General features: G+C 72.5%; 22 protein-coding genes and 1 pseudogene. 13 read left to right on the top strand and 10 right to left on the bottom strand.

Features of this window, described 5'->3' with window-relative positions; genetic code table 11:
- Window positions 1-4 precede the first annotated feature (4 nt).
- Window positions 5-589, top strand: coding sequence for a hypothetical protein (locus ACQP2Y_RS02820; RefSeq protein ID WP_433724280.1), 585 nt, complete (start codon window positions 5-7; stop codon window positions 587-589).
- A 4-nt stretch (window positions 590-593) separates the two neighbouring features.
- Here ACQP2Y_RS02820 and ACQP2Y_RS02815 read toward each other — a convergent pair whose 3' ends face one another.
- Complete coding sequence (locus ACQP2Y_RS02815; protein WP_433724278.1) at window positions 594-1,553, bottom strand: Dyp-type peroxidase; 960 nt, start codon at window positions 1,551-1,553, stop codon at window positions 594-596.
- 38 nt (window positions 1,554-1,591) lie between these two features.
- Here ACQP2Y_RS02815 and ACQP2Y_RS02810 point away from each other — a divergent pair, with 38 nt between their 5' ends.
- From ACQP2Y_RS02810 to ACQP2Y_RS02795, 4 genes are read left to right on the top strand one after another with little or no spacing between them, the layout of a single operon-like run.
- Complete coding sequence (locus ACQP2Y_RS02810; protein WP_433724276.1) at window positions 1,592-3,022, top strand: flavin-containing monooxygenase; 1,431 nt, start codon at window positions 1,592-1,594, stop codon at window positions 3,020-3,022.
- 2 nt (window positions 3,023-3,024) lie between these two features.
- Window positions 3,025-3,858: an SDR family NAD(P)-dependent oxidoreductase gene (locus tag ACQP2Y_RS02805; RefSeq protein WP_433724274.1), complete on the top strand. Its 834-nt coding sequence runs from the start codon at window positions 3,025-3,027 to the stop codon at window positions 3,856-3,858.
- 45 nt (window positions 3,859-3,903) lie between these two features.
- Window positions 3,904-4,899 carry an ATP-binding cassette domain-containing protein gene (locus ACQP2Y_RS02800; protein WP_433724272.1) on the top strand — a complete coding sequence of 332 codons (996 nt, stop codon included), beginning with the start codon at window positions 3,904-3,906 and terminating at the stop codon, window positions 4,897-4,899.
- Window positions 4,896-5,726 (top strand): ABC transporter permease, encoded by an 831-nt coding sequence (locus tag ACQP2Y_RS02795; RefSeq protein WP_433724270.1) that lies wholly within the window; start codon window positions 4,896-4,898, stop codon window positions 5,724-5,726. The genes ACQP2Y_RS02800 and ACQP2Y_RS02795 overlap by 4 nt, the downstream gene beginning before the upstream one ends.
- Here ACQP2Y_RS02795 and ACQP2Y_RS02790 read toward each other — a convergent pair.
- The gene (locus ACQP2Y_RS02790) at window positions 5,723-8,746 is read right to left on the bottom strand and encodes an ATP-binding protein (RefSeq protein ID WP_433724268.1); all 3,024 of its coding nucleotides are present in this window, start codon (window positions 8,744-8,746) and stop codon (window positions 5,723-5,725) included. The two genes, ACQP2Y_RS02795 and ACQP2Y_RS02790, sit on opposite strands and share 4 nt — an antisense overlap.
- Before the next feature lie 183 nt (window positions 8,747-8,929).
- On the opposite strand from ACQP2Y_RS02790, the gene ACQP2Y_RS02785 reads away from it, so the two are divergent.
- Window positions 8,930-9,238 carry a hypothetical protein gene (locus tag ACQP2Y_RS02785; RefSeq protein ID WP_433724266.1) on the top strand — a complete coding sequence of 103 codons (309 nt, stop codon included), beginning with the start codon at window positions 8,930-8,932 and terminating at the stop codon, window positions 9,236-9,238.
- Here the strand turns inward: ACQP2Y_RS02785 and ACQP2Y_RS02780 are convergent.
- Window positions 9,235-10,398 (bottom strand): hypothetical protein, encoded by a 1,164-nt coding sequence (locus ACQP2Y_RS02780; protein ID WP_433724264.1) that lies wholly within the window; start codon window positions 10,396-10,398, stop codon window positions 9,235-9,237. The two genes, ACQP2Y_RS02785 and ACQP2Y_RS02780, sit on opposite strands and share 4 nt — an antisense overlap.
- Before the next feature lie 6 nt (window positions 10,399-10,404).
- Window positions 10,405-12,510: an alkaline phosphatase family protein gene (locus ACQP2Y_RS02775; RefSeq protein ID WP_433724262.1), complete on the bottom strand. Its 2,106-nt coding sequence runs from the start codon at window positions 12,508-12,510 to the stop codon at window positions 10,405-10,407.
- 152 nt (window positions 12,511-12,662) lie between these two features.
- On the opposite strand from ACQP2Y_RS02775, the gene ACQP2Y_RS02770 reads away from it, so the two are divergent.
- Together ACQP2Y_RS02770 and ACQP2Y_RS02765 are read left to right on the top strand one after the other, a co-directional pair.
- On the top strand, window positions 12,663-13,151 hold the full coding sequence (locus ACQP2Y_RS02770) for a DUF6174 domain-containing protein (RefSeq protein WP_433724260.1): 489 nt from the start codon (window positions 12,663-12,665) through the stop codon (window positions 13,149-13,151).
- A gap of 91 nt (window positions 13,152-13,242) precedes the next feature.
- Window positions 13,243-14,394: pseudogene (locus ACQP2Y_RS02765) on the top strand (glycoside hydrolase family 18 protein); the annotation flags it as partial.
- Here the strand turns inward: ACQP2Y_RS02765 and ACQP2Y_RS02760 are convergent.
- The 4 genes from ACQP2Y_RS02760 to ACQP2Y_RS02745 all read right to left on the bottom strand — a co-directional run bounded on the left by ACQP2Y_RS02760 (window position 14,391) and on the right by ACQP2Y_RS02745 (window position 19,347).
- Window positions 14,391-15,191: a LamG-like jellyroll fold domain-containing protein gene (locus ACQP2Y_RS02760; protein ID WP_433724258.1), complete on the bottom strand. Its 801-nt coding sequence runs from the start codon at window positions 15,189-15,191 to the stop codon at window positions 14,391-14,393. The pseudogene ACQP2Y_RS02765 and the gene ACQP2Y_RS02760 overlap by 4 nt on opposite strands.
- Window positions 15,192-15,352: 161 nt before the next feature.
- Window positions 15,353-16,861, bottom strand: a complete 1,509-nt coding sequence (locus ACQP2Y_RS02755) for an MFS transporter (protein ID WP_433724256.1) — start codon at window positions 16,859-16,861, stop codon at window positions 15,353-15,355.
- Between the two features lie 130 nt (window positions 16,862-16,991).
- Window positions 16,992-18,317: an NAD(P)/FAD-dependent oxidoreductase gene (locus ACQP2Y_RS02750; RefSeq protein ID WP_433724254.1), complete on the bottom strand. Its 1,326-nt coding sequence runs from the start codon at window positions 18,315-18,317 to the stop codon at window positions 16,992-16,994.
- A gap of 37 nt (window positions 18,318-18,354) precedes the next feature.
- Entirely contained in the window at window positions 18,355-19,347 is a 993-nt protein-coding gene (locus ACQP2Y_RS02745; RefSeq protein ID WP_433724252.1) for a DUF2867 domain-containing protein, read from the bottom strand.
- 37 nt (window positions 19,348-19,384) lie between these two features.
- Between ACQP2Y_RS02745 and ACQP2Y_RS02740 the strand changes: the two genes are divergently transcribed.
- Window positions 19,385-20,005 carry a TetR/AcrR family transcriptional regulator gene (locus tag ACQP2Y_RS02740; protein ID WP_433724250.1) on the top strand — a complete coding sequence of 207 codons (621 nt, stop codon included), beginning with the start codon at window positions 19,385-19,387 and terminating at the stop codon, window positions 20,003-20,005.
- Between the two features lie 54 nt (window positions 20,006-20,059).
- Window positions 20,060-21,862: a glycoside hydrolase family 15 protein gene (locus ACQP2Y_RS02735; protein WP_433724248.1), complete on the top strand. Its 1,803-nt coding sequence runs from the start codon at window positions 20,060-20,062 to the stop codon at window positions 21,860-21,862.
- A 2-nt stretch (window positions 21,863-21,864) separates the two neighbouring features.
- On the opposite strand, the gene ACQP2Y_RS02730 is transcribed toward ACQP2Y_RS02735, so the two are convergent.
- Window positions 21,865-22,815, bottom strand: coding sequence for a sporulation protein (locus tag ACQP2Y_RS02730; RefSeq protein WP_360823341.1), 951 nt, complete (start codon window positions 22,813-22,815; stop codon window positions 21,865-21,867).
- A gap of 334 nt (window positions 22,816-23,149) precedes the next feature.
- Between ACQP2Y_RS02730 and ACQP2Y_RS02725 the strand changes: the two genes are divergently transcribed.
- Genes ACQP2Y_RS02725 through ACQP2Y_RS02715 form a run of 3 tightly spaced genes read left to right on the top strand, consistent with a single transcriptional unit; the run spans window position 23,150 to window position 25,917 of the window.
- On the top strand, window positions 23,150-23,680 hold the full coding sequence (locus ACQP2Y_RS02725; RefSeq protein ID WP_360823356.1) for a SigE family RNA polymerase sigma factor: 531 nt from the start codon (window positions 23,150-23,152) through the stop codon (window positions 23,678-23,680).
- Window positions 23,677-24,846: a TolB family protein gene (locus ACQP2Y_RS02720; protein ID WP_433724245.1), complete on the top strand. Its 1,170-nt coding sequence runs from the start codon at window positions 23,677-23,679 to the stop codon at window positions 24,844-24,846. Before ACQP2Y_RS02725 ends, ACQP2Y_RS02720 begins: the two co-directional genes overlap by 4 nt.
- 42 nt (window positions 24,847-24,888) lie before the next feature.
- Entirely contained in the window at window positions 24,889-25,917 is a 1,029-nt protein-coding gene (locus tag ACQP2Y_RS02715) for a lysylphosphatidylglycerol synthase transmembrane domain-containing protein (RefSeq protein WP_433724243.1), read from the top strand.
- On the opposite strand, the gene ACQP2Y_RS02710 is transcribed toward ACQP2Y_RS02715, so the two are convergent.
- Window positions 25,883-26,602: a tetratricopeptide repeat protein gene (locus tag ACQP2Y_RS02710; RefSeq protein ID WP_433724241.1), complete on the bottom strand. Its 720-nt coding sequence runs from the start codon at window positions 26,600-26,602 to the stop codon at window positions 25,883-25,885. The two genes, ACQP2Y_RS02715 and ACQP2Y_RS02710, sit on opposite strands and share 35 nt — an antisense overlap.
- Between the last annotated feature and the right edge of the window lie 39 nt (window positions 26,603-26,641).

The raw sequence follows: 26,641 nt of genomic DNA, 5'->3' as shown, positions 1-26,641 counted from the left end.
CCGGATGGGAGTGATGGATGTGACCACGACCGCCCGACCACTGGACCGTCGCCGCGACAAGGCCGGCACCGCGAGTGCCGCGGCCGCCGCCGCCGACGCCGCGGTGACCGACATCGACCGGCAGCTCGAGACCCTCACGAGCCTGACCGAGCAACAGCAACAGGCGCTGCGCCGCGCCGCCGAGGAAGCCGAACGGCTCAAGCGGAGCCTCAAGGCCGCGGGCAAACGCCGCGCCGAGCTGGCCAAGGAACGCAAGAAGGCCGTCGCCAAGGCGGAACGGGCCCGGACCAAGGCCGGCCTCGCCGAAGCGAAGTACGACAGGGAAGTGCTGGCCGACCTGGTCCGCCGGGAGAAGGAGAAGGACCGGGCCGCGGCTCAGCCGGCCGCCGGCAAGGAGCTCGAGCCCGCACCGGAACGTGCTCCCGCCGTACCGTCGTCGTCCCGCCCGGCTGCGGACGCTCCGCCGGCCCGGTCACCGCGGCGTGCGGCGGCTGCGGATCCGCCGCCGGAAAAACCCGACGAGGCCACCCAGACCGCGCGGCGCACGGCCGCCCGCAAGACCGCGAAAGCGGCCCGGCTGATCCGCTGACGCGTCAGCCCTGGTCCGGGGCGGGCGGCAGATCGTCGAGGAAGTCGCCGGTCGGGGCGAAGAACAACGAGCCGGTACGGGCCGTCGAGAAGTCCAGGATGCGGTCGTGGCTGCCGTACGGGTCACCGAGGAACATCCGGCGCAGCATCAGCTCGGGCACGTCCGGGGTGGCCGCGTACGCGATGTAGTAGGTGCCGAACTCACCCGCCGCGACCGAACCGAACGGCATGTTGTCCCGCAGGATCTTCAGCTCGGTGCCGTCCGGCGCCTCGACGGTGTTGAGCGCGACATGCGAGTTCGCCGGCTTGTCGGCGAGCTCGATGTTGTCGAGCTTGGTCCGCCCGATCACCGCCTCCTGCTGCTCGACCGTCAGCTCGTTCCACGCCGTCATGTCGTGCACGTACTTCTGCACCATGACGTAGCTGCCGCCGGCGAACGCCGGATCCTCGTCGCCGACCAGCACCGCGGCGGACGCGGCCGGGCCGACCGGATTCTCCGTGCCGTCCACGAAGCCGAGCAGGTCCCGCTCGTCGAAATACTTGAACCCGTGCGTCTCGTCGACGATGTCAGCGGCGCCGCGCAGCCGCTCACCGATCTTGGCGGCCAGCTCGAAACAGACGTCGACCTGCCCGGCCCGCAGATGAAAGAGCAGGTCACCGGGGGTGGCGGGCGCGGTGTGCCGGGCGCCCTTCCACTGCCGGAACGGATGCAGCTGCGCGGGCCGCGGCCCGGCGAAGAGCCGGTCCCACAGCTGCGAACCGATCCCGGCGACGCAGGACAGCTGGGCCGCGGGCACCCGGAAGCCGACCGACCGCTGCAGGGCGCTGAGGTCTTCGAGCAGATCACGGACGGCGGGGACACCGTCCTCGCGCACGGTCGCGACGAGGAAGATCGCCGCATCGGTCAGCGGGCTGAGCACCGCCTGGTGGTTGACGGTCGGTCCAACTGATCGAGGCGCAGTCACAGAGCGCAGCCTAGGGCCTGCACGCCGATAATCGACGGATGAGTGAGCACAGGGAGGTCCTCGTCATAGGCGCGGGGCTGTCCGGCATCGGCGCGGCCTACCGGCTGCAGACCGAGTGCCCGGGCCGCAGCTACGCGATCCTCGAGGCCCGGGAGGCCAGCGGCGGGACGTGGGATCTGTTCCGCTATCCGGGGGTACGGTCCGACTCCGACATGTTCACCCTCGGCTACCCGTTCCGGCCCTGGCGGCAGCCGAAGGCCATCGCGGCCGGCGGCACCATCCTGGAGTATCTGCGCGACACCGCCGCCGAGTTCGGCATCGACAAGCACATCCACTACGGCCGGCGGGTCGTCGACGCGGCCTGGTCGACCGCCGATGCCCGCTGGACGGTCCGGACCGATTCCGGCGAGGAATGGACCTGTTCTTTCCTGTACGTCTGCACTGGTTACTACCGTTACGAGAGCGGCTACGAGGCCGACTTCCCGAGCCGGGACAGCTTCACCGGTGCGGTCGTGCACCCGCAGCACTGGCCGGAGGATCTGGACTACGCCGGCAAACGGGTGGTGATCATCGGCAGCGGCGCGACCGCGGTGACGCTGGTGCCGGCGATGGCGGAGCAGGCCGCGCACGTGACGATGTTGCAGCGCTCCCCCAGCTACTTGCTTTCCCTGCCGGCCAAGGAGGGCGGCGCCCGGCTGGTGGGTCCGCAGGTCGTCCGCGCCCGCAATGTTCTGCTGACCTGGGCGCTGTTCCAGGCGTCGCGGCGCTGGCCTGACCGGGTGGCGAAGTCGTTGCGGGCGGGTGTGGCCAAGCAGCTGCCGGCGGACGTACCGGTGGATCCGCATTTTGTCCCCCGCTACGACCCGTGGGATCAGCGGCTCTGCGTCGTGCCGGACGGCGACCTGTTCGCGGCGATGCGGGCCGGGCGGGCCTCGGTGGTGACCGCGACGATCGACGCGTTCACCCCGGACGGGATCCGGCTGACCGGCGGCGAGCACCTGGATGCCGACGTGATCGTCACTGCCACCGGGCTCACCATGGTGGCGTTCGGCGAGATCGCGCTGAGTGTCGACGGCCGGTCGATCGATTCCCACGAGCTGCACGTCTACAAGGGAATGATGTTCGACGGCGTACCGAATCTGGCCTGGTGCGTCGGCTACACCAACGCCTCCTGGACGCTGCGCGCCGACCTGACCTCCCGGTACGTCTGCCGGCTGCTCAACTACCTGGACCGGCACCGGATCGACATCGCCACCCCGCGGCTGCCCGCCGGCGCCCACGACACCGGCGAGCCGCTCATGAACCTCTCCTCCGGCTACGTCCGGCGCGCCGCCGCCGTGCTGCCGCGGCAGAGCGACCGCCGGGCCTGGCGGATGCTCAACAACTATCTGCTCGATATGCCGCGCATGCGACTGAGCCGGATCGACGACGGTGACATGATGTTCGCCCGGACCAGGACGGGAGAATGACCGTGGAACGCTTCGCATTCGCCGGGCGCACGTGTGTCATCACAGGCGCGGCCAGCGGCATCGGTGCCGCGCTCACCCTCGACCTGGCCCGGCGCCGGGCCGTGCTGGCCCTGGTCGACCGGGACGCCGAGGGCCTCGAGCGGGTCGCCGCGCTGGCCCGCGAGCTGGGCGCGCCGGAGGTCAGCACGTACGTGGTGGACCTGTCCGACGGCGGCGACCGCCTCGACCTGGCCGCCGCGGTCGCGGAGCGCCACGGCGGCGCCGACCTGCTGGTCAACAACGCCGGGGTGGCCCTGAGCGGCACGTTCGAGCAGGTCAGCATGAAGGACTTCGACTGGTTGCTGGAGATCAACCTGCACGCCGTGATCCGGACGACCAAGGCGTTCCTGCCGCAGCTGCTCAGCCGCCCGGGCGCCCACGTGGTCAACATCTCCAGCCTCTTCGGCCTCATCGCACCCCCGACCCAGGTCGCCTACGTGACCAGCAAGTACGGCGTCCGTGGCTTCTCCGAGGCGCTGCGGCACGAGCTGGCCGGCAAGGTCGGCGTCACGGTGGTGCACCCCGGCGGCATCAAGACCAACATCGCCACCAGTGCCCGGCTCAGCGGCCCGGACGTGGACGGCCAGCAGGCCGCGCAGGCCGCCGAGTTCACCCGCAAGGCGCTGACCCTGCCGCCCGAGGAGGCGGCCAAGCTGATCGTGGCGGCCGTCCAGGCCCGCAAGCCGCGCCTGGTGATCACCCGGGCGGCCAAGCTGGCCGACGTGCTGGCCCGGGTCGCGCCCGGCCGGTACTGGAACGTCATCCAGCGCCAGCTCGACAAGCGGGACCTCATGTAGGCGCCGTGTCGGTGCCGTGTCAGCGGGTCCGCGCACCCTGGGGGCATGACAGCTGAACTCGTGATCGAGGCCGAAGGCCTCGTCAAGCACTTCGGATCGACGAAAGCCCTGCAGGGCGTCGACCTCGCCGTGCCCCGGGGGACCGTGCTCGGCGTCCTGGGGCCCAACGGCGCGGGCAAGACCACCGCCGTCCGCATCCTCTCCACCCTGCTCACGCCCGATGCCGGCAGCGCCCGGATCAGCGGCTTCGACGTCGTCCGCGACGCCGAGCGGGTCCGTCAGGTGATCGGCCTGACCGGCCAGTACGCCTCGGTCGACGAGGACCTGACCGGCCGGCAGAACCTCGAGCTCTTCGGCACGCTGCTCGACCTGGGCCGGGCCGGTGCCCGCCGGCGGGCCGCCGAGCTGCTCGACTGGTTCGACCTGACCGACGCCGCCGGCCGCCAGGCCAAGACCTACTCCGGTGGCATGCGGCGACGCCTCGACCTGGCCGCGAGCCTGGTCGGCTCCCCCGACGTGATCTTCCTGGACGAGCCCACCACCGGCCTGGACCCGGCCAAGCGCGAGGACATGTGGGACGTGGTCCGCTCGCTGGTGGCAGCGGGTTCCACGGTGCTGCTCACCACGCAGTACCTGGAGGAGGCGGACGCGCTGGCCGACGCGATCACGGTCATCGACCACGGCCGGGTCATCGCGCACGACACCCCCGAGGGACTCAAGCGGGTGGTCGGCGGCCAGACCCTGGAGGTACGCCCGTCCGACGCCACGCAACTCGACCTGACCGCCGCGATCCTGTCCGAGGTGTCCTCGGGGGCACCGGCCGACGAGATCCGCAAGGGCATGCTCGCCGTACCGGTCACCGACGACAGCGCGCTGACCGAAGCGGTGGCCCGGCTCGCCGCCGCGGGCGTCGCGGTCACCGAGCTCTCGCTGCACCTGCCGAGCCTCGACGAGGTCTTCTTCACCCTCACCGGGCGCACCGCCTCCGAGGACGACACCACCACCACGACCACCACGATCAAGGAAGAGGTGGCGGCATGACCACGACGCTCACCGCACCCCGGACCAGCCGGCCGGTCATGCCCGCGGCCGTGCAACCGCATCCACGACCGTTCCGGCTCGCGCGGCACTCCTTCGCGCTCGCCAAACGCAGCCTGATCAAGACGGCCCGGACGCCCGAGGCGCTCATCGACGTGACGTTGCAGCCGGTGCTGTTCCTGATCATCTTCGTGTACGTCTTCGGCGGCGCGGTCGCCGGTTCCACCCACGACTACCTGCAGTTCCTGCTGCCCGGCATCCTGGCCCAGACGATCGCGACCGGCTGCATCGCGATCGGCGTCAACCTCAACACCGACATCGCCAAGGGCATCTTCGACCGCTTCCGGTCACTGCCGGTGCCCCGCTCGGCGCCGCTGCTGGGTGCGGTCCTCGGCGACATCGTCCGGTACGTCATCGTCACGCTCTCCACGCTGGCGATCGGCTACGTGATGGGCTTCCGGATCACCACCGACCCGCTGAGCGCCGTCGCGGGCTGCGCGCTGGCCGTGCTCTTCGCGCTGTGCCTGAGCTGGCTGCCGGTGTTCGTGGCGATGAAGGTCCGTACCCCGGGTGCGGTCCAGGGCCTGATGTTCGCGCTGATCATGCCACTGAGCTTCGCCTCCAACGTGTTCGTCGGGACCAGCACGCTGCCGGGCTGGATGCAGGGCTTCGTCGACGTGAACCCGCTGACCCACCTGGTCGGCGCGGTCCGGGGCCTGTTCCTCGGCTCGCCGATCGGCAACCACGTGTGGTGGACCCTCGCGTGGTGCGCCGGCTTCGTGGTGGTGTTCATGCCGCTGGCGCTGCGGGCGTACCGGAAGAAGGTTTAGAGCAGGCCGGCCATGAGCTCGCGGATTCTTGAGCTCATGGCCGTCGCCGCTCGCGGCGCGACCGCGGCCAGCAGCTTCCGGCGGTCGTCCTCGCCGCCGAGGACGGCGTCCAGGCGACCGTCCTCCCCCGGCGGGAACAGGCTGCCGACGTTGGCGCCGATCCGCATCCCCAGGGTCCACAGATCACGCGCGGTCGCGTCAGCGCCGCGGAAGGCCGCGAGCTCGGCCCCGCCCAGCGCCCATATCCCAAGCAGCGGATTGTCGTGGACGGGCAGGGCCTCGTCCCGGGCGAGCCGCAACATTGCCACCGCGTCGGCGTCGGCGCCCGGGATCGGCTGCGCCTGAGCCACCCGCAGGCGCAGCACCGCCACCGCGACGCGGCAGACGACCCGGGTCTGCGGCGAACGGTCGGCAGAGGCCTCGACGGTACGGCTGACCGCGTCGCCGTAGGCCAGGGCCTCGTCGTAGCGGCCCCGCCGGCCGGCCAGGTGGGCCAGACCCAGGTACGCCTGGGCGGCGTCGTTGTCGTCGGCCTGGCCCGAGGTCGCCAGCACCCGCAGGCGATGCTCGGCGTCCGGGTCGCCGGCCAGCGCCTGCTGCACGTCCAGCAGCACCCGGATCGACCGGGCGTCCTGCGTCGCGCCCACCAGCTCCATGTGCCGCACGCTGCGGCTCAGCCACTCGGCGGCCCGCGCGTCGCCGCGGGAGCTGATCCAGTGACCGGCGGCCTGGGCGGCCATCGCCATCCCCCAGTGGTCGCCGGCCACCTCGAACCGCTGGTACGCCAGCTCGGCGTCCTCGGCCGAGGCCTCGGCCATGCCGCCGTTCTCGCGCATCGCCGCCCGGATGAAGAACCCCAGTCCCTGCACGTACGGGTCGGGATGGTCGATCAGCTCGACGGCCCCCAGCACGCTGCGTTCCGGGTCGTAGGAGTCGAAGGCCGGGAGCGCCGACGCCAGTGCCCGCTCCCGGGAGGACACCTCGCCGGGACGTTCGGCCAGGAGTTGCTTGAGGACGCGGCGGGCCAGCGCGATGAGCCGGGGCGGACCGGTGATGCCGGCGTTGAGCCCGGCGATCAGGCACAGCCAGGCCAGCCGGTCGGCGTCGGGCAGCGGCAGACCGGCGGACCGGCCGTGCACCAGCCCCGAGCGCCGTCGGGCCACCGGGTCGTCCAGCTGCAGCAGGTCGCCGGCCCAGGTGCTGACCTCGACGTGCAGCCCGCGGACGGTCCACACGTGGAAGAGCGCGGTGGCGATGTCGACGGCCGCCGGCTGGTCGTCGTGGGCCAGGGCGAAGCGCAGGCCGGCCAGCAGGTTCTCCTGCTCGGCGGCGCATTCGGCGAAGGCGTCGAGCTGCCCGGGACCCAGATAGCGCGAGGTCAGGCCGACCGCCTGGGCCCGGGCCCACTCGGTCAGCCCGGCCGAGGCTGCCGGTGCGCCGTCGCCGAGCCGGGCCTCGCCGTACTCGCGGACCGTCTCGAGCATCCGGTAGCGCGGGCCGCTGCTCTCCGCGTCCAGGCTCACCAGTGACTGCTCGACGAGATCGGCCAACGTCCGTCGGACATCCGGTCGGCCGGCCACCGCGGCGGCGAGCTCGGCGGTGAACGCGGCCGGGATGACCGCGAGGCGTTGCAGCAGCTCACGGGCGTCGGGACCGAGGAGCTCCCGGCTCCAGTCGACCATTGCCCACAGGCTCGCGTGCCGCTCCGGCAGGCCGCGCAGGGCGTCGTCGAGCAGCGCGAACCGGTCACTCAGCCCGGCGAGGACGTCGTCGATGGGCATGTGCCGCAGCCGGGCCGCCGCCAGCTCCAGGGCCAGCGGCAGGTTGTCCAGGTGGTGGCAGAGGGCGAGCGCGCGGTCCTGGTCCCAGGCCGGTACGGCCCCGGCCGCCCTTGCCCGGGTCTCCAGCAGCCGCAGCGCCTCCTGGTCCGGCAACGCCGCCAGCCGGTGCACCACCTCGCCCACAAGAGCGAGCGGCGCCCGGCTCGTGGCCAGCACCGCGACCTCCGGCCCGGTGGCCGCGAGCAGATCGGCGACGACGGCCGCGGCGGCGTCCAGCACGTGCTCGCAGTTGTCGAGGACGATCAGCCCGTCGAGATCCGCGGCGACGGCGCGCAGGCGGTCCTGCGGGCTCAGCACCCGCCGCTCCAGCGTGATTCCGGGCGCGGCCGTGGTGTCCGCCCCGCCGAGCACAGCCAGCACGGCCGGCAGCACCTCGTCCGGGGCGCGCAGACCGGCCAGCTCGACCACCCGGACCGGTCCGGACGAGCGCCGGGCGACCTCGGCGGCGAGCCTGGTCTTGCCCGCCCCGCCGGTCGCCACGATCGTCACCAGCGGCGCCTCGGCCAGCGCGGCGGTCACCGCGAGCACATCGGACTCCCGCCCGACCAGCGCGGTCGCCGAACGCCGCCAGCCCCGCGGCAGCACGCTCACCGGCCGGCGTACCGCCCCGGTCGGCTGCAACTCACCGCGCAACAGAGCGAGATGGGCCTCGGCGAGCACCGGGGACGGGTCAGCGCCGTACCGGTCGGCCAGCTCGGTGCGGAGCTGCTCGACCACCTCCAGCGCCTCGGCGTCCCGGCCCTGCGCGGCGAGCACCCTGACCAGCAGCGCAGCGGCCGGCTCGTCCGGCGGCGTGTGCGCGACCAGCCGCCGCAGGTCGGCCTCGTCGAACGCACCCGCGCCGGCCAGCGCGGCCTCGGCCCGCACCGCGGCCAGCTCGGCGAAGAGCCGGCCGTCCCCGGCGGCCAGCTCCGGCACCTCGGGGAACAAGGCCCGGGCCTGGTCGGCCGCGGCCCGCGCGGCCACCGCATCACCCGAGCTCAGCGCGGCCCGGCCCCGATCAACCAGCACCCGTACGGCGACAGCGTCGACCTCCACCCGGTCGGCCGGCACCCGGTAACCACCGGCGACCGCGTCAACGGGCACCCCGAGCCGCCGCACCCGGGAGATCAGGGCCTGCAACGCCCCGGCCGCATCGTCGGGAGGATCGCCCTGCCAGACCGCCTCGACCAGCGCCACAGTGGAGACAATCCGCCCCCGAGCGCCGATAAGCTCCCGTAGCAGCGCAGCAAGCCGCTCACCCCGCACCGGCCGCCCGTCAACAGCCAGCGTCCCCAACGTCGTGATCGCCAGCACGCCTACCCCAGCCCCGGTTTGCGCCCGTCGTTGTCGAGGGCGCCAAGACAGACTAGGACGTGAGCCATGCCCGACCGACCTGAGATCGTCTGCATCTGCGGCTCCATCCGGTTCGCGGACGAGATGCGTGCGGCGAACGGTGAGCTGACCCTCGCCGGTGTAATCGTCGTCGCGCCAGGCGAAGCAGGCGAGTCGATCACCAGCGAGCAGAAGGCGGCGCTGGACGCCCTTCACCGGCGCAAGATCGACCTGGCTGACCGGGTTCTGGTCGTCAACCCCGGCGGGTACATCGGCGAGTCGACGAGCCGGGAGATCGCGTATGCCCAGGCCACCGGCAAACCGGTCTCGTTCACCGATGCTGTGCTCTCCGCTTAGAAGAACGCCAGGCGTTTGCGGTTCTGGCCGTTGATCGTCGTGAAGTCGCCGCCGGCGGCGATTCTGCTCTGGGGGCGGTCCACTGCCAGGGCGCGGACGCCGATCACCCCGTTCGCCTGCGGGGCCCACGGGGTCAGGCCGCCCCGGCTGTCGATCGCCGCGAGTTTGACCCGGCTCACCGCGCCGTCCGTGCAGGCGCCCTGGTTGCCGTTGCGGTTGGTGAGGCAGGCCCGGTCGAAGTGGCCGCCCACGTAGACGATGCCGCCCAGCGTCGCGACCGCCACGGTGTCGCCGTCGAAGGTACGGGTCCAGCGGACCGTGCCGCCGGCCGAGTATGCGAGCACCTTCCCGCCCTGCCCGCCGGTGGCCGCGTAGACGCCGTTCGCGTCGGTGGCCAGCGCGTTGACCTGGGCCGGCGCGTTGGGCCGGAAGGCGCTGAACACGCCGCCGCTGGTGGCCGAGAGCGCGGCGATCCGCAGCGTCCCGGTCACCCCGTTGATCTTGTGGAAGGCGCCGCCGGCGTAGAGCCGGGAGCCGGCCAGTGTCAGGGCGTGGACGGCGTCGTCGGCGCCGGCCCGCCAGCCGCGGTCGAGGCCGCCGCCGGTCAGCGAGAACGCCGCCAGGTTGGACCGGGTGACGCCGTCGATCGAGGTGAAGCTGCCGCCCACGTACAGGCGGCCGTTTCCGGCTGCGAGGGCGTACGGCGCGCCGGCCACTGAGTGCGAGAACGTGCCCACGTCGCCCGAGGTCGCGTCGATCCGGGCCAGTGCGTCGCGCCGCCAGCCGGAGACCCGGTGGAAGTCGCCGCCGGCGTACACCGAGGTGCCGATGACCGCCAGGGCCCGGACGGTGGCGTCGGCGGCCGGTGACCAGTTCAGCAGGGCGCCGGAGGACGCGTCGAACGCCGCCAGCCGTTGCCGGTCGTAGGTGCGTCCGCCCCAGCCGACGCTGGTGAAAGAGCCGCCGACGTAGACGGTGCTGCCGCGGTAAGCGACCGCGTACACGGAGCCGTTGAACAGCGGGGCCTTGCCGGGGCTGGCGCTGACCGCTCGTACCGGGGCCGCCCCGGAGGCGATGACGACGGCGGCAGCCGCGCCGACGGTCAGCAGACGACGGGAGGTGGTACGCAGCGAACTACGTACGAACTGGAAGAAACGCACACAGGCTTAACCGTCGCGGCTGGGCGAAAGTCGCGCCGCCGCGCCGTCGTGCTGCGCGCCACGCGGGGCCAGGTCGGCCAGCTGGAGCTTTTCGCCGGTGACGAGCTCGTCCTGGGCCGCCGGCCGGGTGCGCAGTCCGAGCATCGCCAGCCACTCGACGAGCTGCCGGTGCACGGCGTCGGGGCCGATCAGGTCGCCCTGGGTGATCTGCCACTCGGCCGGGTGCACCAGCATCGCCTCGGTCTGCCAGCCGCCCAGCCCGCCGTGCGAGCCGACGAGCTCCTCGAAGGCCGCCACCTCGTCGGTGACCGGGTCGACCGAGCTGATCAGCACCAGGTCACCGATGTGCTCGGCCTCCTGGTGCCGCAGCAGGTCGGCCCGGGCGTGCGGCCCGTACGGCAGCAGCGGGTCGACGCCCTCCACCGTGCCGTCGACGAGCCGGTGACTGCCCGCGGCCCCGACGGCCACCGGCCCGCCGTCGTCCACGATCACCAGGCCGACCCCCGGATGCCCGGCCAGCCCGGGGATGAGCTGCGGATACTCCTGGTCGATGACGGTCCGGTCGACCCGCCGCGGGAACCGGGTCAGGTAGATCAGCGCCAGGTTGCCGGACGAGACGACGAGCAGCGGCGCGATCGGCGACGGCGGGAAGCCGGGCTCCGCGGTGGCCTCGGACTCGGCCGGGGTCGAGGGGGCGTCGGCCGGGCACGCGGAGAAGCGTGCGACCGCCTGCTCCAACGTCTCCCCGTGCCGCTGGCGGAAGGTGGCGCCCTGGCTCTGGCCGTGGTCGGAGAGCACGACGATCTGATACTTGCGGGCCGCCTCAAGCTCCAGGCGTTCGATGACGCCGAGCATCCGGTCCAGGCTCTCCAGCTGCCGCATCGACTCGGGGCGGGCCGGGCCGGCGTGGTGGGCCACCTCGTCGTAGTCGACCAGGTCGCAGTAGACGGCCGGGGCACCGCGGGCCATCTGCTCGGCGATCAGCGACACGTTGACGTCGCGCAGCAGCATCGAGGCGGGCCGCAGCGCCAGGAACGCGCCGGAGCGGCTCACCCGGGGCTGCAGGTTGCGGCGGCGCTGGAGCCGGGCCTGGTGCAGCTCGGTGAAGACCTCGCCGACGCCGAGCACCAGCGCCCGGGTGAAGCCGAACGGGCTGGCCATGAAGGCGGCCCAGCCCCGGGCCGAGCGGCCGGGCAGCGCGGCGTGGCTGACGGTGAGCAGGCTGATCGCGGCGTCGCCGGAGAACGCGTTGCCGATGCTCACGCCGCCGTCGCGGAGCAGCCCCCGGCCGTCGGAGAGCCGCGGTTCGATCATCGCCGCGTCGCGGGGGCGGTTCGACACCATCAGCCGGCCGGTCGCCTTCTCGTACCAGCGGAAGGCCGGGATCTGCCGGGAGGCGCCGTGCAGGATGCCGGCCTGCGCGGCGGGCGTGGTGGACGGCAGGCCGGTGTGCCAGCCGCGCATGGCGTGGGTGCCGCTGCGCAGCCAGCGCCCGATGGTGGGCAGGTTGCCGGCGCGTACGGCCCAGCGCAGCACCGGCTCGCTCACCCCGTCGAGCTGCACCATCAGCAGGCCGGGCTCGGTGCCCTGCTGCGGCCGGCGCAGGGTGAGCAGCCGGCCGCCGCCCTGCCGGGCCTGGCGCCGCCGGATGCCACGCATGAGCCGGCGGGCCTCCTTGACGAACGTGTCCTCGGTGCCGCTGTCGGCCATCCAGTCCAGGATCGCCGCGCAGACCACCGCCAGCAGCGCCGCGACGCCCACCGTGGGCCAGCCGCTGAGCCGCTTGGACGGGTCCAGCTCCAGGGCCACCGCCATCACGATGACCTGGGCGGTGACGCCGAGCAGCATGGCTCCCCAGCCGCCCAGCGCGACGACGCCGGCGAGCAGCAGCGGGCGTAGCACCGCGCCGACCGCGGCGACCAGCAGCACCAGGCCGAGGGTGTCGACCACGTCCGTGCTGCGGACCCCGGGCATCAGCCACAGGGTGAAGGTGAGCACGACGAAGGTGGTGAGCGCGCTGCGGAAGACGGCCCGGGCGCGGTTGATGACCCGGGGCCAGGCGAACAGGGCACGCAGTTCCGCCCGGCGGTTCCGGGCACCGGGAACCGGCACGGGATCCCGTGGGCTGCCCCCTGCGCTTACGGCCACCCGAAAACGATCGCACAACGCGTGCGGCTGCGGTTCCCCGCGTAGCGAACGCCACTCGCGCGCCGGGCGGAACCGGTCACCCGGTCGGCCCGTCGTACCGGACAGCGTCGACTTCCGTGGAGGACTCTGTGCGCGTCAAGACGGTTCTGCCCATCATGCTGCTGCTCGCCCTCACCGGCGGGTGTGCCGGCCAGCAGGCCGGCGGCGCGCCGGAGCCGGCCGCCACCACCTGGACCCCGCCGGCCAAGTACGGCTTCGTCCTCGACTCCCGGTGCGGCGAGCGGGCGCTCATCGGCCGGTTCCGGGTGACGGTGCAGGACGACAAGGTGGTCCGCACCGAAGGCCTCGACGACAGCGCGCGGCGGGCGCTCATGCTGCGCCTCGCCGATCTGGTCCCGACGCTGCGGCAGCTGGAGGCCGAGGCGGAGACAGCGCGGCGGGACGGCGCCGACGTGGTGGAGGTCGAGCGGGATAGCACTGATGCCCATCCCACCCGGATCAAGATCGACACGTCGCGTGACGCCGTGGACGACGAGGCCTGCTACACGATCGAGGAGTACACGATCGGGTTAACGGGCGGCCCGTCGCCGTCGCCGTCGCGATAGGTTCGGGGCTCGGCGAGGGACTGGGGAGGCCCGCATGCGGGTCGTACCCGTCGTCCTGGCGGCAGCACTGCTGCTGACCGGTGCCTGCGACTCATCTGCGCCGGAGAAGCCGGCCCCCGCGCCGGCCCCGGCCGGGCAGCGCGTCGTCGGCTACTTCACCGACTGGGGCGTCTACGGCCGCAACTTCCAGGTCCGCAACGTCGAGGCGAGCGGTGCGGCCGCCGGGCTCACCCATCTGGTGTACGCGTTCGGCAAAGTCACCGACGGCGGCTGCCGCACCAGCGACAAGTGGGCCGACTACGAGAAGCCGATCGCGGCGCCGGACAGCGTCGACGGTGTGGCCGACACTCCGGGCCACGGCCTACGCGGCAACTTCGGCCAGCTCCGCAAGCTCAAGGCCCGCCATCCCGGGCTCCGGGTGATCTGGTCGTTCGGCGGCTGGACCGGCTCGAAGGGCTTCACCGAGGCGGCCGGTGATCCCCGCGCGTTCGCCGAGTCCTGCCGTGCGCTGCTGACGGACTCACGCTGGGCGGATGTCTTCGACGGCATCGACATCGACTGGGAATACCCGAACGCCTGCGGGCTGGTCTGCGACAAGAGCGGGCCGGCGGCGCTGGCCGGGCTGATCGGGGCCCTGCGCGCCGAGCTGGGTCCGAAGGCGCTGGTCACCGCGGCGGTGCCGGGTGACCCGGGCAAGCTGGCGGCCACCGACTACGCCACGGCGGCGCGCGATGCCGACTGGCTCAGCGCCATGACCTACGACTTCTTCGGCACCGGTGGTGGGCCGGGACCGACGGCGCCGCATTCGCCGCTCACCGCGTACCCGGGCATCCCGCGCGCCACCGCGACCACCGACGCCGCGATCAGCAAGCTGATCTCGCTGGGCATCCCGGCGCCGAAGGTGCTGCTGGGCGTGGGTTTCTACGGCCGCGGGTGGGCCGGGGTCAGCGCCGCGGCGCCGGGCGGCCGGGCGACCGGCCCGGCGCCGGGCAGCACCGAGAAGGGCATCGAGGACTACGCGGTGCTGCGCCGGATCTGCCCGCCGACCGGCACGGCCGGCGGGACGGCCTACGCGCTCTGCCGCGGCCAGTGGTGGAGCTACGACACCCCGGAGACCATCAGGACCAAGATGGCGTACGCGCGCAGCCGCGGTCTCGGTGGCGCGTTCGCCTGGGAACTCTCCGGCGACACCACGGATGCCCAGCTGGTCGGCGCGATGGCTGCCGGCCTGCGGGACAGCTAGCCGATCCGCACCCAGACGTCGTCCAGCGTGCCCTGGAACTGGTCGTTGTCGGAGTAGGCGCCCTTGCCGCCGATGCTGAGCGGGCGGTCGTTGGCCACCGACAGCCCGGCCGCGATCGCCCGGTTGCCCCGGACCGCACCGTCCACGAGCACGGTCAGCGCGGTCGCCGTACGCCGGCACTCCACCGCGTGCCACGTGCCGTCGGCGACCGAGACCGTGCTGGTCACGAGCTTGATGCCGGGGCGGGCGCCGACCAGCACACAGCTCGCCCGGCCGGCGGCCCCGTCCACCTGCAACTTGTACTGGCTGCTGGTGGCCGAGTAGCCCTTCTGCACGACGTTCTGGCCCTTGCTGGTCTGGCTGCGCGAGAGCAGCACCCTGGCGCCGTACGAGATGGGTCTCGTGCCCGGGTTGAGGTTCGACGCGCTGGGGCTCTGCAGTGCGGCGTGCGGGCACCGCTTCTTGCCGGTGCACTTGCCCGGGAAGCGCAGCGCGTGGCCCTGGCCGCGCCGGACCATGCTCACGGTGCCACCGTTGCCGGTGATCAACCTGAGCGTGTGGCCGTTGCCGGATTCGTCGGTGATCGAGGTGGCCCGGCCGCCGTCGAAGCCGTACCGCGCGACCAGGGTCCCCCCGGTGGCCGCCCTGCTCACCCTCGCGGCGTCCGCCGCGGTACGGGCCGCCGCCACGGTGGCGGAGGGCGTGCCGACCTGCTCGTGGGCCGAGGCCGCGTCCGGCACGGAGCCGGCGAGCAGGCCGGCGAGAACCGCGGGGACGACAAGAGAACGAGATCGCATGTCCGAATTATTACTTGTGAACCATTTGGTGGGTCGGTCAACCGCCTACGACGGTCGGCCGATCATGGTGACTTTTCGGACTAATTACGGCCCGTAACCACGGACCGCCCCGGCCGCGAGCGGCCGGGGCGGATCCTGGGCCTGGTCCGGCCGGACGGTCTTCAGCCGACGTGGACTGCGGTCTCGCCGGTCGGCAGGTCTTCCTTGCCGACCTTGATGAACACCGCGGTGATGATGCCGGCGAGCAGGATCAGCCCGGCCGCCCAGGTGAACGCGTCGGCGTAACCGTCCACCTGCGCCTCCAGCTGCACCCGCTGCGAAGGCGGCTGCCCGGCGGTGAGGTGACTCGCGATGTACGCCGTGATGGCGCTGGTGGCGATCGTGTTCAGCAGGGCGGTGCCGAGCGAGCCGCCGACCTGCTGGGTGGCGTTCAGCGCCGCGCTGGCCGCACCGGCGTCGTGATCGGGCACGCCGACCAGCGCCAGGCTGGACAGCGGCACGAACGTGAAGCCCAGGCCCAGGCCGAGCAGCAGCTGCGCCGGCATCAGGTGGGCCCAGAAGGACGTGTCCAGGTCGATGAAGCGCAGCGAGATCATGCCGGCGGCGGCGAGCACCGGGCCGATCAGCATCAGGATCTTCGGGCCGATCCGGGGCAGCAGGTTCGACGCCACGGTGGCCGAGATCAGCACGCCGACCGTGGTCGGCAGCGAGGCGAAGCCCGCCTCCAGCGGGGTGTAGCCGAGCACGTTCTGCAGGAACAGCGTCAGGAACAGGAACGCGCCGAACAGGCCCGCGCCGACCAGCATCGAGGTCAGATAGGCGCCACCGCGGTTGCGGTCGAGCACGATGCGCAGCGGGAGCAGCGGGTTCCGGCTGGACCGCTCGATCAGCACGAAGATCACCAGCAGCAGCAGACCGGCGCCGAGGAACGCCCACGTGGTGCCGGAGTCCCAGCCCTTGTCCGGCTTGGCCGCCTGGGTGAAGCCGTAGACCAGCGAGGTCAGGCCCAGCGTGACGACGATCGCGCCGGGCACGTCGTACGAGGTGTCACCGTCGGACTTGCTCTCCGGCACCAGCGGGATCGCCAGGAACAGGGCGAGCAGGGCGATCGGGATGTTGACCAGCAAGCACCAGCGCCAGCTCGCGTACTCGGTCAGCACGCCGCCGAGCAGCAGGCCGACCGCCGAGCCACCACCGGCGATGGCGCCGTAGACCGCGAAGGCCTTGGCCCGCTCCCGGGCCTCGGTGAACAGCACAGTGAGCAGCGCCAGCGAGGCCGGGGCGAGCAGCGCGCCGAAAGCGCCTTGCAGGGCCCGGGCGCCGAACAGCAGCGGACCGGTGGTGGCGAGCCCGCCGATCGCGGACGCGACCGCGAAGCCGACGGCGCCGACCATGAACGTGCGCTTGCGGCCCCAGTAGTCGGCGATCCGGCCCCCGAGCAGCAGCAGGCCGCCGAAGGCCAGCGTGTACGCCGTGATGACCCACTGCTGGTCGGCCACGGTGATACCCAGGTCGAGCCGGGCGCTGGGCAGGGCGATGTTCACGATGGTGGCGTCGAGCACGACCATGAGCTGGGAGATGGCGATCACGCCGAGGGCGGCCCAGCGCCGGGGATGCAGCTGGGGAGCGTGCTCCGGCCGCACTTCTGACGCTTCTGCGGCAGCGGACATCAGTCGTTCCTCTCGATATGCGGAGCCGGCCAGGACGCCGTCCCGGACCGGCCCACGCACCGAAGACTACTGAGATCCACTCCCGTGACCGGCCGCTGAGCTGGGAAGTGAGACGCGGCTCGCACCCTGCTCAGGAGGGTGTCGGCTCCGCGGTGACCCCGGTGTCCGGCATCGCCTGCGGGAACGCGCTGTCCAAGGGCACCGCCCCGGCCGCCACGAGTCCGAGCTGGACACCCTGCTTGGGGAGAACCGCGTCGAGCAGCCAGTCCGCGGCCACGCGCACCCTGTTTCCCGGCATCGACAGCAGGTGGTAGCCCCGGGTGACGACCTTGGCGGGGAAACCGGACAGCGGCACACCGAGCGGGTTGGCCGCCGAGTCCAGCCCACCGAGGTCCACCACGAAGCCGAGGTCGTGATGCTTGTACGCGCGCCGCCGGCCCCGCCCGTACGAGGCGGCGATGTTCTTCGCGACCGTGGTGCCCTGCCGGGTGGCGTGCTGGGCGGTCATCCCGGTGATCTCCCCCGGCCGGGTCAGGTCGGGCACCGCCGCGGCGTCCCCGCAGGCGTAGACCTCCGGATGCCCCGGCACGTTGAGGAACTCGTCGACCACCAGCCGGCCGTGCGCGGTCGGCAGGCCGATGTCGGCGACCAGCGGGTCCGGGCGTACGCCGACACACCAGATCAGCGAGCAGGTCGGGACGAAGGAGCCGTCGCTGAGCCGTACGCCGTGCTCGGTCGCCTGCTGGACCGAGCTCTTGAGCAGCACCTCGACGCCACGCTCGCGCAGCACCCGGTCCGCCGCGGTGGCCAGGCGGGTGTCGAGGCTGGGCAGCACCCGCTCGGCCGTGTCGATCAACAGCCAGCGCGGCCGGCCCCGGAGGTTGTCGCGGTGCTTGGTCAGCGCCTCGGTGAAAAGCACGCCCTGGGCCGCCACCTCCGTACCGGTGTAGCCGGCGCCGACCACGACGAAGGTGGACCGGGCCGCCCGCTCGGCCTCGTCCGTGCTGGTGTCGGCCATCTCGATCTGCCGGGTGATGTGGTCGCGCAGATACAGCGCCTCCGGGATGCCGCGGAAGCCGTGCGCGTACTCGGTGACGCCGGGCACCGGGAGCAGCTTGTTGACGCTGCCGGCGGCGATGACCAGCCGGTGGTAGCCGACACTGCCCTTGCCGCCCTCGGGGTCGGCGTAGGAGACCGTGCGCGCGTCGAAGTCGAAGCCGTCCACCTCGCCGAGGACGACCTTGACGCCGGGCAGGGTCGCGGCCAGCGAGACGGAGACCCGCCGCGGCTCCAGGATCCCGGCGGCCACCTCGGGCAGCAGCGGCAGGTAGAGGAAGTAGTCGGTGGGGTTGATGATGACGATCTCAGCGGCGCCGCGGGAGAGCTTGGACAGCGTGCGGGCGGCCTGGAAACCGGCGAAGCCGGCTCCCACGATGACGATCCTGGGTCGAGCCATGACGAGTCCTTCCGTGGGGACCGGTACCGGGTCCACGCTAGGCGACAGCTGTCGACCGCCACGGGGCGACGGTGGTGCGACCGGCGTGGCGCAGCATCGCCCTGACCACCAGCGGGTGCACCAGCCGTACGACAGCGAGGTAGGCACGGCCGGCGCGGGAGCGGGTCGCGGCCAGGGTGGCCACGGTGATCGTCGTGCCGTCGGTATCCGGCTCGACCAGAACTCCCGCTCGGAAGTTCAGGTGGCCGGCGTCGGTGCCGAGCAGGGCCTCGCGCTCGTTGCGGGTGATGGTGTCGAAGGCCGAGGCGTCACCCTGCTCGATGCCGAGCGGGGCGACCAGCCGGTTGCGCAGGTGCAGCAGCGCGACCACGATCCGGGGCGGGTTGCGGAAGACCGCGTCCGCCCAGTCCTGCGGGTCGGTGGTGGTGCCGGGTGGCACCCGCAGCGCGAAGGCGTCGGCCAGATCGGGACGGTCGACCGAGCCATGCAGCAGGGTCGCGGCGGCCGGAACCGGCACGCCGTGGACCCGGGTGCTCTCCATGCTGACGGCGAGCCGGGCCCGCCACGGGTAGCGCACCGGGTGGACGACCGTGCCGGTCACGGCGCGTTCCGCGTTGTCGAGCAGGTGCTCGATGACGGTGTCGTGGCAGACCCGGACCAGAGTCGGCCAGAGCAGGCGCATGCGGCCGACCGGCCGGGAGCTCAGTCGGTGCCGCAGCACGCAGGCGTGCGGGCCGCGCTCCTCCACCTCCAGGGTGTGGGCGCCGATCAGGCCGGTCCGCGGGTGGAAGGTGAGCTCGACCCGCCGGCCCGGCTCATAGCCGGTGACACGGTAGCGGATGGGACCGTGCCCACCGTCGGCGCCGACGGCGAGCGGCCGGTCGAACCGCACCGGGACCCAGGCCGGTACGGGCCAGAGCGGGTCGTCGGCAGCGCCGATCCGGTCCAGCAGCCGACCCACCTCGGCCGCTCCGACCGGAAGTTCCCGTTCGTGGATGTTGTGCACCAGGGCCGCCATCGTCGCCTCCATACGGGACCGTATGTTTTCCGTACGCTACCGTACAGTGGTGAGTGAGCGACGCGTCAAGGGCAGTGGCGGGAAGCGGACAGCACCCCGGCTGACCGCCGACGACTGGACCTCGGCGGCACTGGAAGCGATGGCCGGCGGTGGCCTCGCGGCGGTCGCGGTCGAGCCCCTCGCGGCCCGGCTCGGCGCCACCAAAGGCAGCTTCTACTGGCACTTCGCCAACCGGGACGCGTTGATCGAGGCGGCCGTGCTGCGGTGGGAGCGGGATCACACCGAGGCCGTCATCGGCCTTGTCGACGCCGAGCCCGACCCGCTGGCCCGGCTCCGGCTGCTCATCGGCCTCGTCCTGAACTCCACCGTGCGGCCGGAGGACAGTTCCATCGAGCTGGCGATGCTGGCCACGGCCGATCACCCGCACGTCGCCCCGGTGCTCGCCCGGGTCACCGAGCGGCGGGTGGCGTACACCGCGGGTCTGTTCGCCGCGCTCGGCTGGCCGGCCGCGGAGGCCCGGCGCCGGGGACTGCTGGCGGTCACCGCGTACCTGGGTTACGCGCAGATGGCGCACGTCGCGTCCGGGTCGCTGCCCACCGCCGAGGCGGACCGGCACCGCTACGTCGACCAGGTCATCCACCTGCTCACCGCCGACCGTGTGATCGCCTGACCAACGGACGGTCCCGCTGGGTAGAGACGCTGCCACTTCGGGTAAGGGCACCTCATGGCCCTGCCGATCGAGGACTACGCGATCATCGCCGACACCCAGACCGCCGCGCTGGTCGGCCGCAACGGCTCGATCGACTGGCTGTGCGTGCCCCGGTTCGACTCCGGTGCCATCTTCGCCGCGCTGCTGGGCAGCGAGGAGAACGGGCACTGGACGATCGCCCCGGCCGGCGAGATCCGCTCGGTGCGGCGCCGCTACCGCAGCGAGACGCTGGTGCTGGAGACCGAGTTCGAGACCGACGAGGGTGTGGTCCGGCTCGTCGACTTCATGCCGCCGCGCGGCGAGGCGCCGGACGTCATCCGCATCGTCGAGGGGGTTCGCGGGCGGGTGCCGATGACCATGCAGTTGCGGCTGCGCTTCGACTACGGGCACGTGGTGCCCTGGGTCTACCGGGAGCAGGGTGACCTGGTCGCGGTGGCCGGGCCGGACGCGGTCTGGCTGCGTACGCCGGTCGAGACCCACGGTGAGAACCTGGCCACCCGCGCCGACTTCACCGTGGCGGCCGGTGACCGTACCCCGTTCGTGCTGACCTGGCGGCCCTCGCACCTGCCGCCGCCCGACCCGGTCGACCCGGTCGAGGAGCTCGGCGCCACCGAGGGTTACTGGCGCGGCTGGGTCTCCGCCTGCACCTACGAGGGCGAGTGGCGCGACGCGGTGGTCCGCTCCCTGCTCACCCTCAAGGCGCTGACCTACGCGCCGACCGGCGGCATCGTCGCCGCCGCGACCACCTCGCTGCCCGAGAAGCTCGGCGGTGTCCGCAACTGGGACTACCGCTTCTGCTGGCTGCGCGACGCGACCATCACCCTGCAGTCGCTGCTCTACTCCGGCTTCCAGAGCGAGGCCAAGGCCTGGCGCAAATGGCTGCTGCGGGCGATCGCCGGCGACCCGGCCGAGCTCCAGATCATGTACGGCGTGGCCGGCGAGCGCCGCCTCGACGAGTACCGCGCGGACTGGCTGACCGGCTACGACGGCAACCCGGTGCGGATCGGCAACGCGGCCGCCGAGCAGTTCCAGCTCGACGTGTACGGCGAGGTCATGGACGCGCTGCACCAGGGCCGGCGGGCCGGGCTCAAGGCCGACGACCCGGCCTGGGGACTCCAGGTCAAGCTGATGGATTTCGTACGGCAGCACTGGACCGAGCCGGACGAGGGCATCTGGGAGGTGCGCGGCGGCCCCAAGCAGTTCGTGCACTCCAAGCTGATGGCCTGGGTGGCCGCCGACCGCGCGGTGAAGGCGGTCGAGGAGTTCGACCTGGCCGGTCCGGTGGACGAGTGGACCGAGCTGCGCGAAGCCATCCGCGCCGAGATCCTGGAGAAGGGATACGACCGCGAGCGCCGCACGTTCACCCAGTTCTACGGCTCCGAGGAGCTGGATGCCGCCCTGCTCATGGTTCCGCTGGTCGGCTTCCTGCCGCCGGACGACGAGCGGGTCGCCGGCACGGTCGCGGCGATCGAGGAGCACCTGCTCAAGGACGGCTTCGTGCAGCGTTACACCCAGCACCCGGACACCGATGTGGACGGTCTCCCGCCCGGCGAGGGCGCGTTCCTGGCCTGCACGTTCTGGCTCGCCGACAACTACGCGCTGATGGGCCGGCACGACGAGGCGCGCGAGGTCTTCGAGCGGTTGCTCGCCCTGCGCAACGACGTCGGGCTGCTCTCCGAGGAGTACGACACCGAGGCCGGCCGGCTGGTCGGCAACTTCCCGCAGGCCTTCAGCCACGTGCCGCTGATCGACACCGCACGGACCCTCACGGACGCGGTCGCGGCCACCGAGGCCCGCGCCCGCGAGGGTCGCCGGTAGGACTACTCCTCGCCGCCGCCGTCGTCCTCGAAGACCTCTTCGATGACTTCGCCGGCCAAGTAGCCGGCGGCCATGCCACCCGCGACACCGGCCACCATGCCGCCCATCCCGGAGCCGTGACCGCGACCGTGGCCGCCGTGACCGTGGCCGCCGCCGTACGCGGGAACGCCGTAGCTCTGGTGCTGAGTGACAGCCTCGCGGACCCAGCCGTCGACGACCTGCACCCAGTCGGCGGTGTCCGCGTCGGAGTGCGGGACGGTGTAGCGGCCGTACGCGTCGTGCCCGCCGCTGAACATGCCGCCGCGCTTGTCGAACTCCAGCACCACCTCGACGGTGTGCGGGTTGGTCACGAAGGTGAGCTCGACCTCGTTGATGCCGTGCGCGTACTGGGCCGGCGGGTAGTACTCGATCTCCTGGTAGAACGGCAGGCTCTGCTGCACGCCGGCGATCCGGCCGTACTCCAGGTCGGCGTGCTTGAACTGGAAGCCGAGCCGGGCGAACGCGTCCAGGATGCGCTCCTGCAGCGGCAGCGGGTGCACGGCGATCGGGTCCAGGTCACCCTTGTCGACGGCCCGGGCGATGGCCACCTCGGTGCGTACGCCCATCGTCATGCCGCGCAGGTGCTGGCCGTAGACGGCGGTGATCGGCGTCTCCCACGGCAGCACGAGCTGGAACGGCAGCGACAGCTCCTGCTTCTCGGCCAGGCGCAGCGGCCCGCTCACCCCGAGGCGGTGGAACTCGCCGGTGGCGCCGTACTCGCCCTGGCCGCCCTCGACCTCGACCCGGGTGACCAGTCCCAGGGTGATGTGCTCGATCTCGACGTCATGGCTGCCACCGACCAGGTTGACCGTGCCGGTGAGCGTGCCACCGGGACGCCCGGACGGCTCGGCCAGCACGGTGTCGACACTCGGCCCGCCCACACCGAAGGCACCCAGCATTTTCTTGAAGCCCACGAACACCCCTTATCCACCGACTGACAGGTCGGGCAGAAGCTAACAAGTCAGGCTGAATGCTTGCTGAGACGGCGATACCACCGGAACTCGCTGACCGTTCGTACCAGGACGAAATCAGCCGAACGTACTGTCACCCGTAGATCCACATTCGCGCGTCTTCCTCACGTACGCGCGTGAGCCGGTGCTGGTGGTAACGGGGGGCATCGGCTGGCGCGGCCATCGAGGCACAGCGCGGAGAAACCGGGTTCGGAGACGAGAAGTGAGCACTGACGCGGCGATTGACCGCCCGCTGTACGCTCACGACTCCTTCCGGACGCCGATCGGACAGCTGGGGATGGACGACGCTCGCGACTGTGCCTATGCGGATTTCGTTCGTGAGCGGTCCCATGCCCTGCTGCGCTCGGCCTTCCTGTTGACCGGCGACCAGCACCTCGCCGAGGACCTCGTGCAGGAGGCGCTGGCCCGCACCCACCGCGCCTGGTCCCGGCTGGAGAAGCCGAGCAATGCCGAGGCGTACGCCCGCAAGGTCATGTATCACGCCCAGGTCTCCCTATGGCGGCGGCCGAAGGTCGCCGAGTCCCTGCCCGGCGACGACCTGGAACGCCACGGCGGCAGCACCGACGACCCCGCCGAGGCCGCCGTCCGCCGGGTCACCCTGCAACGGGCGCTGCTCTCGTTGAGCCCGAAACAGCGCGCGGTGATCGTGCTGCGCTACTTCGAGGACCACACCGAGGTCGAGGCGGCGCAGATGCTCGGCGTCTCGGTCAGCACGGTCAAGACCCAGTGCGGCCGCGCGCTGGACAAGCTCCGCACGCTGGTGCCCGACCTGCGGGTCCTGGCCGACGTGCACGAGGCCGGCCGATGACCGGGCCCGATCCGTTGCGCGACGAGCTGCGCGAGCTGGCCGACGCCGTCGCGCCCGCCGACCTGTACGAGCGCTCGCTGGCCCGCTCGCGCCGGCTGGGCCGCCGGGAGGCCGCGGTGGGCACGACGGCCGCGGTGGTCGCCCTGGCGTTGCTGGGCAGCGGCCTGTGGCAGCTGCCCCGCTCCGGTCCGCAGCCGGTGGCGCCGGTGGCCGGTCCGCCGCTCGCGCCCTCGGCCTCGGCCCCGGCCGCCAATGAGGACCGCAGCACCGCAGCGGGCAGCCAGGCGGCGGCACCCCCGCGCAAGAGCCGGACCGACCGGCCGCGGCCGGCCGCCACCACGAGCAGCCCGCGCTCGACGTCCATCGCCGACCTGCCGGGCCACATCTTCTACGCGGACAAGGGCGACGAGGGCCGCTTGGTCCGGCTGACCCCGGGGGACCAGCTGGAGACGGTGCTCTCGAAGCCGTACGCGACGGTCGGCGTCTCCCCCGACGGAGCCCGGGTGGCCTACGTGGCCGACGGCAGTCTCATGGTGGTGGACACCGGTGGCGGCGAGCCGCAGCAGGCGTACGCGGGGACAACCTCGGCGACCCAGGCCCCGGCATGGTCCCCGGACGGCGCCCAGCTGCTCATCGACGCCACCGAGCCGGCCGTGCTGGACGTGGCCACCGGCGCCCTGAACCCGCTGCCCAGCGGCCTCGACGGCCAGCATTTCCGCTGGTCCGGTGACGGCTCCACGCTGGTCTACGGCACCGCCGGCTGCGGGCTGAAGGTCGCGGAGACGAACGCGCAGTCCGGCACGCCCGTGCCCGAGAGCGGTGACACAGCCGGCCGCGCCGCTTGCCGCCCGGTCAGTGTCGACGCCACCGGGGACCTCGTGACCGTGCACCTCGAGCAGAACACCGCGGATCCGGCCGGGACGACGGACTCGGCCGCGGCGCCCGCCGACGCGGTGCTGGACACGGTGACCGGCGACATCGTCGACCTGCCGGTCTCCGGCCGGATCATCGGCGCCGTCTTCGACCCGGACGGCAACCTGCTGGTCCGCTCGTACCAGGACGGCAAGCGCAAGCTGTCCCTGTTCGCCCCGGACTTCACCCTGCTCCTGCGGGCCCGCGAGCCGGCCTATCTCCGGAGCCTCTCGCTGGTGGCCTACACCCGCTGAACGCCCTGCCGGCCGGCCCGGATGGTGCGACGATGAGCGGCGATGGCCGTTTCGCAGGAGACCGCATCCCCGGCCTGGTGGCGCCGCCCACCGGCCGTCGTGGCCGTCATCGTGCTCATTCTCGGCACCGAACTGGTGATCGGATGGTCGTCGCTGGCCGAGGCGGTGCACCAGCTGCGTACCCCGGCCTGGAACTGGGTCGCCGGCGCGGTCGTGGCCGAGATCGCCTCGATGGGCACCTACGCCCGGATGCAACAGGCCCTGCTGCGCGGCGCCGGCACCAGCGTCCCGGTACGCCGGCACGTGGCGCTGGCGTACGCGGCCCACTCGCTGAGCGCGACGCTGCCCGGCGGCCCGGTCTTCTCCACCGCCTTCAACTTCCGCACCCTGCGCCGCTACGGTGCCTCCTCCGCGGTCGCCTCCTGGTGCATCGCGCTCAGCGGCGTGCTGTCGGCGGGGGCCCTGGTCGTGATCGGCGCCGTCTTCGGCATCCTGACCCGCAGCACCGGCAGCTGGCGGACGTTGCTCTGCTACATGGGCGGCGCGCTGGCCGTCGCGTTCCTGGTGCGCCTGGTCGCCCAGCACCCGGAGTGGCTGATCGGCCCGGCCCGCCGGCTGCTCAGCGGCGTCAACAAGGTGCGCCGCCGGCCCGGGGACTCCGGGCAAGCGCGGCTGGTGAACTTCGTCGACCAGCTGCGCTCGGTGCGGGTCCGCCCGGCCGACCTCACCCTCGCGGTGGTGCTGGCCGTGGCGAACTGGCTGCTGGACGCGCTGTGCCTGTGGATGTGCTGCATCGCGGTCGGTGCCACCGGCATCCATCCGGCGCAGCTGGTGATCGCGTACTGCGCCGGGATGGCCGCGGCCAGCGTGCCGATCGTGCCCGGCGGGCTCGGCGTGGTCGACGGCGCGCTGGTGCTGGGCCTGGTGGCGGGCGGGCTGACCAGCGCCTCCGCGGTGGCCGCGGTGGTGCTCTACCGGCTGATCAGCTTCGGCTTCATCATCGGTACGGGCTGGCTGGTCTGGCTGATCATGCGGGCTAGGGCAGGTACTCCTCGGGGCGTACCGGCGTAGCCGCCGCACCCCCGCGCTTGCCGAAAAGCTTCCAGCCCCGCTTCTTCTTCTCCGGCGCCCGGACGTTCTCGCCGTTGAGCACCGCGAGCCGGTGCTGGGCGACCGGGTTCTCCGGCTCCAGCTTCAGCGAGATCAGGAACGCCTGGCGGGCCTGGTCGGCGTGCCCGAGCGCGTCCAGCGTCACGCCGTGGGTGAAGTAGTAGTGCGCCTCGTCGGGGGCCAGCCCGATGGCCGTGCGGGCGGCCTGCTCGGCGTCGGCGTACTGCCGGTCGGCGGCCAGCAGCGACCAGGCGACCCGGTCGTGCCACAGCGGGTTCTTCGGCTCGACGATGACGGCCCGGTAGGCCATCGTCACCGCCTCCTCGTGCCGGCCGAGCAGCGTGAGCGCGCGGCTGGCGATGGCCAACGGCCGGGGATCCTCCGGGACCAGCGCGATCGCCCGGTTCGCCGCGTCCAGGGCCTTGTCCACCTCGTCCAGCACTAGCCGGATGCGGGCCAGCAGTATCCAGCCGGCGGCGGACTGCGGGTCGGCGGCCAGCACCGGCTCGAGATGCGCCGCCGCGGCCGCCGGGTCCACCCGCTCGAAGAGGGCGGCGGCCCGCGCGACCCCGATCTCCGTGGGCGTGCTCAGCCCGGGCGCGCCGGGCTGCTGCACCCGCGCCCGCGCCGCGTCCAGGTCGGTCATCGCCTTGCTCCGGAGTTAAAGCTCACACCGCCATCATCG

Source organism: Actinoplanes sp. CA-051413 (assembly GCF_050955795.1).
Taxonomy (GTDB): Bacteria; Actinomycetota; Actinomycetes; order Mycobacteriales; family Micromonosporaceae; genus Actinoplanes.
This window is presented reverse-complemented; position numbering and strand designations above follow the sequence as displayed.

Bases quoted from the DNA above. Each gene is read 5' to 3' on its own strand.
- ACQP2Y_RS02795 (WP_433724270.1), top strand. From the start codon at position 4,896: ATGACCACGACGCTCACCGCACCCCGGACCAGCCGGCCGGTCATGCCC.
- ACQP2Y_RS02800 (WP_433724272.1), top strand. From the start codon at position 3,904: ATGACAGCTGAACTCGTGATCGAGGCCGAAGGCCTCGTCAAGCACTTC.
- ACQP2Y_RS02750 (WP_433724254.1), bottom strand. From the start codon at position 18,317: ATGGCTCGACCCAGGATCGTCATCGTGGGAGCCGGCTTCGCCGGTTTC.
- ACQP2Y_RS02735 (WP_433724248.1), top strand. From the start codon at position 20,060: ATGGCCCTGCCGATCGAGGACTACGCGATCATCGCCGACACCCAGACC.
- ACQP2Y_RS02720 (WP_433724245.1), top strand. From the start codon at position 23,677: ATGACCGGGCCCGATCCGTTGCGCGACGAGCTGCGCGAGCTGGCCGAC.
- ACQP2Y_RS02715 (WP_433724243.1), top strand. From the start codon at position 24,889: ATGGCCGTTTCGCAGGAGACCGCATCCCCGGCCTGGTGGCGCCGCCCA.
- ACQP2Y_RS02760 (WP_433724258.1), bottom strand. From the start codon at position 15,191: ATGCGATCTCGTTCTCTTGTCGTCCCCGCGGTTCTCGCCGGCCTGCTC.
- ACQP2Y_RS02820 (WP_433724280.1), top strand. From the start codon at position 5: ATGGGAGTGATGGATGTGACCACGACCGCCCGACCACTGGACCGTCGC.
- ACQP2Y_RS02810 (WP_433724276.1), top strand. From the start codon at position 1,592: ATGAGTGAGCACAGGGAGGTCCTCGTCATAGGCGCGGGGCTGTCCGGC.
- ACQP2Y_RS02745 (WP_433724252.1), bottom strand. From the start codon at position 19,347: ATGGAGGCGACGATGGCGGCCCTGGTGCACAACATCCACGAACGGGAA.
- ACQP2Y_RS02785 (WP_433724266.1), top strand. From the start codon at position 8,930: ATGCCCGACCGACCTGAGATCGTCTGCATCTGCGGCTCCATCCGGTTC.
- ACQP2Y_RS02710 (WP_433724241.1), bottom strand. From the start codon at position 26,602: ATGACCGACCTGGACGCGGCGCGGGCGCGGGTGCAGCAGCCCGGCGCG.
- ACQP2Y_RS02725 (WP_360823356.1), top strand. From the start codon at position 23,150: ATGGACGACGCTCGCGACTGTGCCTATGCGGATTTCGTTCGTGAGCGG.
- ACQP2Y_RS02755 (WP_433724256.1), bottom strand. From the start codon at position 16,861: ATGTCCGCTGCCGCAGAAGCGTCAGAAGTGCGGCCGGAGCACGCTCCC.